This is a genomic window from Pedobacter sp. 10L46_2 (assembly GCF_056395165.1).
Window position 1 is genome coordinate 1 of record NZ_JBFTIZ010000377.1, and the last position, 5,532, is coordinate 5,532.

Here is a 5,532-nt window from a genome sequence, read left to right on the forward strand (position 1 = left end):
GCATTACACTCTGTTCCGCCAAACAATATTATTCCTACACAGGTATTTGCTGATTTGGATTACATAGGTGATTCACATTATGAAGAGGCTTTTGAAGGATATGCCATGAGGTTAAATTACGATTATAAGAAAAAATACCTTATTGAAGCCGTTGGCAGATATGATGGCATTACACTCTGTTCCGCCAAACAATATTATTCCTACACAGGTATTTGCTGATTTGGATTACATAGGTGATTCACATTATGAAGAGGCTTTTGAAGGATATGCCATGAGGTTAAATTACGATTATAAGAAAAAATACCTTATTGAAGCCGTTGGCAGATATGATGGTTCATTTCTTTATCGTTCTGGCAGTCGTTTCGGATTTTTTCCTGGCGTGTCTGTAGGCTGGCGTATTTCGGAAGAAGGTTTTTTTAAGAAGATCTTTTCTAAAAGCATTAATGACTTAAAATTCAGAGCCTCTTATGGCGAAACCGGAACATCTTTACAAGATGGTGGTGGTAATTATTATTCGCCAAATCCTTTTGCGTATTTGGGCGGGTATAATGTTAATGCCGGAAATGCTGTATTTGATGGTACGTTTTATAATGGTGTAGCACCAAGAGGATTGCCTACTACCGTTATTTCATGGTTAACCAATAAAACATMGAACGTAGGTGTGGACTTTACCATATTCAAACATTTCACAGGACAGTTTGATCTATTCAGGCGTAAACGTTCTGGCTTTCCTGCGCCACGCTATGATGTAGTATTGCCAAACGAGGTAGGGTATAGTTTGCCACCAGAAAATTTAAATTCAGATGTTACACAGGGATTTGATGGTTTAATTACCTATAGTAGCTCAATTGGTAAGGTGGATTTTTCAATCGGCGGTAATGCAACATTCGGCAGAACTAAAGATGATTATATATACAAACCACGTTTTGGAAATTCTTACGATCAGTACAGAAATGATAGAACTGGCCGTTGGCAAAATGTGAACTGGGGCCATCATATTTTAGGAAGGTTCCAATCTGAACAACAAATTAATGACTACCCGGTTAACATAGACGGACAAGGTAACAGAACGCTTTTACCCGGTGATTTAATTTATGAGGATTTAAATGGTGATGGAATTATCAACGCCATGGACATAAAACCAATTGGGTATGCAGAAGGGGCTTTGCCTTATTTTAATTACGGCATAAATGGCCGGGTTACCTGGAAAGGTATTTCACTTGCATTTGATCTGATGGGCGCGGGGATGCAGACCTACTTTAGAGATTGGGAATTGAAATTTCCATTTCAAAATAATGGAAACTCACCTGCTTATATGCTAACAGATCGCTGGCACAGAGCAGATCCATATAACCCTAATAGTCAATGGATCCCAGGAACATATCCTGCATTAAGGAAGGACAACACTGGACTATCTGTGTTTACCAGTCCGCTTAGTGGCAATAACCGAAATGATTTCTGGACGACCAATATTCGTTATCTGAGGCTGAAAAACCTGGAATTGGGTTATTCTTTCTCAAAAACCCTATTGCAAAAGGTAAATATCTCCGCCTTAAGAATCTATGTTAATGGCTCAAATCTGTTTTCTTTCGACAATGTAAAGGAATATGAAATTGATCCTGAGATTTCAGCGGGTAATGGATTGGTTTATCCTCAACAAAAGATCTATACACTAGGGCTTAATTTAACACTATAGCATCATGAAAAACATATCAAAATATATAATATTCAGCTTAGTTCTCCTGCTAAGTTTTAGCTCCTGTAAAAAGAATTTCTTGGAAAGGGAGCCAACTACGATTGTCACTGACGATCAATTATGGAAAGATCCAAAACTAATAATAGGACTACTTGCAAATTATTATAACCGGATTCCTACTGACATGGGTTTAACCGATCAGGCAGGTTCACAATGGAGAAATATGGCTGATTATGATGATGCTATGTGGTCGGGATTTTCCAATGAAGAGGGACGGAATAATATTGTGAGCTACGACAGAGGCCGTTGGAGGCTATACGATTATGGCTTTGTTCGAGATCTAAATCTAGCTATAGAGAATGTAGATAAATTTGGTGCTGCAACGCTTAGTGAGGTTCAAAGAACCCAATTGAAAGCAGAATTCAGATTTATCAGAGCTTATCTTTATTTCGAAATGGTAAAAAGGATGGGAGGGGTACCATTAATTACCACTCAATTAATCTACAATTTTGAAGGAGATCCTACCTACCTGCAACAACCCCGTGCAAAAGAAGCAGAAGTATATGATTTCATTGCTTCTGAGCTTGATGCAGTTAAAAATGATATCGCTAATGATGGCAGTAAAGGGAGGGCAAATAAATACACATGCATGGCACTGAAAAGCAGAGCCATGTTATATGCTGGCTCAATTGCCAAATATAATGCCTTGCTAACCCCAACTATAACTACAACCGGAGGAGAGGTGGGTATACCAGCATCCAGAGCTGATGAATACTTTCAAAAATCATTAGAAGCTTCTAAGGAAGTCATAGCAGGTCCATATGCCTTATACACAAGCAACCCGAATCTGGGCGAGAACTTTTATGAAGCTGTTGTAAAGAAAACAAATAATCCAGAGGTGATCTTTGTACGTGATTTCCTGACAACTAAAGCTAAAAAACACGGATTTACGTACGATAACATTGCCCGGGGCATACGAGAAGACAACTTAAGTTCGTCCAACATTACGCCTTCATTAAATCTGGTGGAAAATTATGAATATCTCGATGGGTCCGAGGGGAAACTTAAAACCAGAAATGCCGGCAACACTGATTATATCTATTATGATCATACCACCGATATATTTGCCGGTAAAGATGCAAGGCTATATGGAACAATAATTTTCCCCGGCGCACCATTTAAAGGTTTAACAGTTGATATGCAGGCTGGCGTTATGGTATGGAATGCTGCAACAAATTCATATCAAACAGTTGAAGGCCCTGATCTTGGAACAAACTATACAGATAACAAACCACTAATAGCTGCTTCTGGCCCTCATCGGTCTATACAAGAGGTATCAAACACAGGCTTCTATCTTCGCAAGTATATAGATGCAAATGGCGGAGCCTCTACAAGGGGGATTCAAAGTGACGTTTGGTGGGTATGGTTCCGTTTAGGAGAGATATATCTGAATGCGTCTGAAGCCGCATTTGAACTCGGACAAACAAACGATGCCTTAACCTATGCAAATTTAATTCGGCAGCGTGCTGGTTTCGGTGCAAATAGCCTGACAAGCGCAACCTTAACCATTAGTAAAATCAGAAATGAGCGTAGAAACGAATTGGCGTTTGAGGATCATCGTTTATGGGATTTAAAGCGCTGGAGACAGGCAGATAAAGTTTGGACCGGTAATTCAGATAGTCCTGATGCAGTAGTATCAGCCTTATATCCATACCGCGTAATTCGTCCTGGAGATGCAGCCCGCGATGGGAAATATATATTTGTTAAAATGACAGCTCCCAGATTTAGATCGCCAAGGTTTTTTCAAATTTTTAATTACTACTCATCTTTTGATCAGAATGTAATAAACAACAATCCTAAAATTGTTCAAAATCCATTTAATTAATCAGGTTATGAAAATGAAAGCATATATATATTCATTGTTGTTTATCCTTGCAGCAGGGATTGCAGGATGTAAGAAAGATAATTACACCGCACCAAAATCATTACTTACAGGTAGGGTGGTGTATGAAGGTCAGGCCATTGGCGTCAGATCAAATGGCGTACAGCTGGAATTATGGCAACACGGCTATGATTTCTTTACAAAAATTCCAGTTTATGTTGCACAAGATGGTACTTTTTCTGCCTTACTTTTTGATGGCAATTATAAATTAACCAGATTAWGAGGAGTAGGGCTGATGCTAATCAAAGTGCTGTTACTACAATTGCTGCTTCGGCTATTCCAAATATTAATCAGCCACTTACAATGAATATTGTGATTCCGGCTTCATTATCAATTGCTGATGCGGTATATGTTCGGGTAGGTGTAAAAACAGCAGGAGTTGGGGAACTTGCCTATTCAATGGCAGAAAAAATCCAGCTTAAATAATTATAATTAGTAAAAAGTAGCGTCCTAATACGTCGCTACTTTTTACTTCAACTTTATGTTATGACAATGTCTTGTGATGACTTCCCTTTTGTACTAATTTCTTATAATCTTCCAGAAGTGAAATGTATTTTTCCATCCAGTAATAAACAGAATCTGAGTGATTTAACGAAGATTCATCTTTGTAAACAGAGAACCCGCCCAAATCCATATAGTCACTTTGAAAATCGGCTGAAAAATCATGATTAATGGCTTTTCCTATCTCGATGATTACATCGGTATGCAACTTTCGTTGTTTAAACCAGTTATATAGCGTCCTTCTATTAACGTGCATACGTCTGGAAAGGTCACTAATGTTTACATTTTGTCTCCGTACTGCGAGTTCAATAATTTCTCCTGCATTATGTTCCATAACATCGTTTTTAGATAAGTCAGACTAAACGCTAGGGACGTTTTAATGGAAGGAGCCTAAATGTTTTGGGAAACGGGTTGAGATAGTTAGAGCGGCAATATGAAAGAATTAGGCATCTTTGAATCAAAAGTATCGAATGAACAGACACGCAGGCAACCTGTTGATTGTCAAAAACTCCCTTTTGATGTTCAAATTTCCACAACAGTAATTAGGATTATTTGTTTTATGTGGACAATCTAAACATTCCTATCTCAAAGTTGTTAACCAGAAAGTTAAAGATTAAAATACATGCATTATGAAATCTATTTGGAAAGGCGCTATTGGGTTTGGCTTGGTTAATATCCCTGTTAAGCTATACTCGGCCGTACAGAACAGCAATCTTGATTTCGATATGCTGGATGAAAGAGATCATGCCAGGATAAAATATAAACGAGTTAATGAAAATACCGGTAAAGAAGTTCCTTATGAAAAAATAGTAAAGGGGTATCAGCTTGATGAAAAATATATTGTACTTAATGACAAAGATTTTGAGGAGGCTAGTCCGGAAAAGACCAAGGTCGTTGAGCTGGAGCGTTTTGTTGACATCAGTGAAATCAATCCCATTTATTACGAAACCTCATACTATACACAGCCTGAAAACCAGGGAAAAAAAGCATATGCCTTACTTCTACGTGCACTTGTTAAATCAAAAAAGGTAGGAGTAGCCCGTTTCGTATTCAGAAATACGGAGAACCTATGCGTTATCCATCCCATGGATGAGGTACTGGTTATTACTAAAATCCGGTTCGAGGAAGAAATTAGAAGCACAACAGAAGTTAAGCTTAAGGGAGAAAAAACGATAAGCAGCAAAGAGTTGGAGATTGGTATGGCTTTAATAGCTCAATATAGTGGTGACTTTGACATCAGTTCATTTAAGGATGAACATCGGGTTGAACTTTTAGCTATTATAAAAGCAAAAGCTAAGGGAAAACAACCTATTATTAAGAAAATGCAGCCTAAAACAGCTAGTAGCGATGATCTTTACAGCCAATTAATGGAAAGCCTTACTAAGAAAAAAAG

7 protein-coding genes are annotated in these 5,532 nt (G+C 38.1%); 6 read left to right on the forward strand and 1 reads right to left on the reverse strand.

Translation table 11 applies throughout. The features are described 5' to 3' along the window. The 5 genes from AC1DDX_RS25265 to AC1DDX_RS25285 all read left to right on the forward strand — a co-directional run. Positions 1 to 219, forward strand: a 219-nt coding sequence (locus AC1DDX_RS25265; RefSeq protein WP_477622811.1) for a hypothetical protein, incomplete at its 5' end; no start/stop codon positions are given. Next, positions 161 to 1,696 carry a SusC/RagA family TonB-linked outer membrane protein gene (locus AC1DDX_RS25270; protein ID WP_477622812.1) on the forward strand — a complete coding sequence of 512 codons (1,536 nt, stop codon included), beginning with the start codon at positions 161 to 163 and terminating at the stop codon, positions 1,694 to 1,696. The genes AC1DDX_RS25265 and AC1DDX_RS25270, both read left to right, overlap by 59 nt. 4 nt (positions 1,697 to 1,700) lie before the next feature. Further along, positions 1,701 to 3,581, forward strand: coding sequence for a RagB/SusD family nutrient uptake outer membrane protein (locus tag AC1DDX_RS25275; protein ID WP_172662882.1), 1,881 nt, complete (start codon positions 1,701 to 1,703; stop codon positions 3,579 to 3,581). 13 nt (positions 3,582 to 3,594) lie between these two features. Continuing rightward, positions 3,595 to 3,945, forward strand: coding sequence for a DUF3823 domain-containing protein (locus AC1DDX_RS25280; protein ID WP_477622813.1), 351 nt, complete (start codon positions 3,595 to 3,597; stop codon positions 3,943 to 3,945). Next, on the forward strand, positions 3,924 to 4,064 hold the full coding sequence (locus AC1DDX_RS25285) for a DUF3823 domain-containing protein (RefSeq protein WP_477622815.1): 141 nt from the start codon (positions 3,924 to 3,926) through the stop codon (positions 4,062 to 4,064). Before AC1DDX_RS25280 ends, AC1DDX_RS25285 begins: the two co-directional genes overlap by 22 nt. Positions 4,065 to 4,122: 58 nt before the next feature. Here the strand turns inward: AC1DDX_RS25285 and AC1DDX_RS25290 are convergent, their stop codons facing one another. Then, positions 4,123 to 4,473, reverse strand: a complete 351-nt coding sequence (locus AC1DDX_RS25290; RefSeq protein ID WP_172662884.1) for a helix-turn-helix transcriptional regulator — start codon at positions 4,471 to 4,473, stop codon at positions 4,123 to 4,125. A gap of 295 nt (positions 4,474 to 4,768) precedes the next feature. Here AC1DDX_RS25290 and ku point away from each other — a divergent pair. Continuing rightward, on the forward strand, positions 4,769 to 5,532 hold a 764-nt coding region (gene ku / locus AC1DDX_RS25295), incomplete at its 3' end, for a non-homologous end joining protein Ku (protein WP_477622814.1).